We start from the raw sequence: 1458 nt of genomic DNA on the forward strand, positions 1-1458 counted from the left end.
GGGCGGTCCCAGGCCACCGTCCTGGGAATCGCCTGGGCCCGTACGGGCCCGCCGTGCCGGTGGTCAACTGCGCCGCACGGGCCCCCAGCCCGGGAACCCCCTGCACCGGCACGGGTCCACAGTCCCGGGAATTCCCTGAGCCCGCACGGCGCCACCGGCCCCGGGAAACTCCCGTTCCCCCGGGGCCGGCCGGTCATGGGTGGCCCCGCCCGTCCCGCGTCATGCGTAGCGCAGCTCCCCGGGGCGCACCGAGCGGCCCAGCAGCGGCAGTGAGGTCGCCGCGGCCAGCAGGCAGGCGGCGTAGACCGCGAGGGGTACCAGGGTCGTCACCCAGGGGACCGGGCGATGGCCGAGCCACGCGTACCAGGTGCCGATGGCCGTTCCGCCCAGGCCCGCGAGCAGCACCGCCGGTGCCAGCGGCAGCGCGGTCTCCAGCAGCAGGGAGCGGCCGAGCACCGCGCGCGGCACCCCGGCGGCGGCCTGCGCGGCCAGGCCCCGGCGGCGGGTGGCCAGGGACTCGGCGGTGCCGACGGCGAGTCCGGACAGCGTGATCGCGAGGGCGATCGCGACGGCGGCGCCGGTGAGGTTGATGCCCAGGGTGTAGTAGCCCAGGCTCTCGGTGAGGTTCTCCCTGGAGCGCACCACATCCAGGAAGACCTCCCGAATGCCCATGAAACCGGTCCCGACGACCGTCACCAGCAGCACCGCCGCGTGCGTCCGGGCGGTCGCCCAGGGGTCGTCGCGCAGCCGTTCCGCCGCGATCAGCATCGCCGCAGACCGGGCCCGGGCCGCCAGGACCCGCCCGGTGACCTTGGCCATGGCTCCGGACAGCCACACCGCGCCCGCGCCGACCGCGAGGACCACACCCACCATCGTCAGCGGCAGCCCGGTGCTCGGCCGGTTGGAAGCGGCCGAGGACGTGCTGAGCACGGCGAACAGCGTCGCCACCCCGACCAGCAGCAGCCCCGACAGGAACAGCAGCCCCGGGCCCCGTCCGGTGGCGGGCGCGGTCCGGCGGACCCAGCCGAGGGGTGAGGCCACCACCCGGCGCAGCGCCAGCGCGCCCGCCGCCGCGCCCAGCAGCGGTACGGCGACGGCGACCAGGGCGATCCCCGCCCAGGCCAGGGCCGTGGGCCGGTCCCACAGGCGCAGCAGGAGCAGCACGGTGAAGACGGCGGCGACCGCCGAGCCCAGCAGACAGGCGAGCCCGGTCTCCAGCGCGGCGATCCGCCGCACCTGCCAGGGTGTCGCCCCGGCCAGCCGCAGCCCGGCCAGCCGCCGGTCGCGGTGCACCGCCCCGATCCGGGCGCACTGGCCGAGGAACCCGAGCACCGGCACGAGCAGGAGCAGCAGGCCGGCGATCACGCCGGACCGCGTGCCGGGCTCGTTCAGCAGGCCCGAGGCGACGGGCACGTAGTAGCTGCCGCGCAGGGACGTCAGGGCGACGGCGGCCAGTGC

Annotated in this window: 1 protein-coding gene; it reads right to left on the reverse strand. The window is 76.9% G+C overall.

Features of this window, described 5'->3' with window-relative positions:
* Nucleotides 1–219: 219 nt before the first annotated feature.
* The coding region (locus ABZ281_RS49145; protein WP_356665331.1) for an FtsX-like permease family protein at nt 220–1458 on the reverse strand (1239 nt) is incomplete at its 5' end.

It is taken from the genome of Streptomyces sp. NPDC006265, from assembly GCF_040613555.1.
GTDB lineage: Bacteria > Actinomycetota > Actinomycetes > Streptomycetales > Streptomycetaceae > Streptomyces.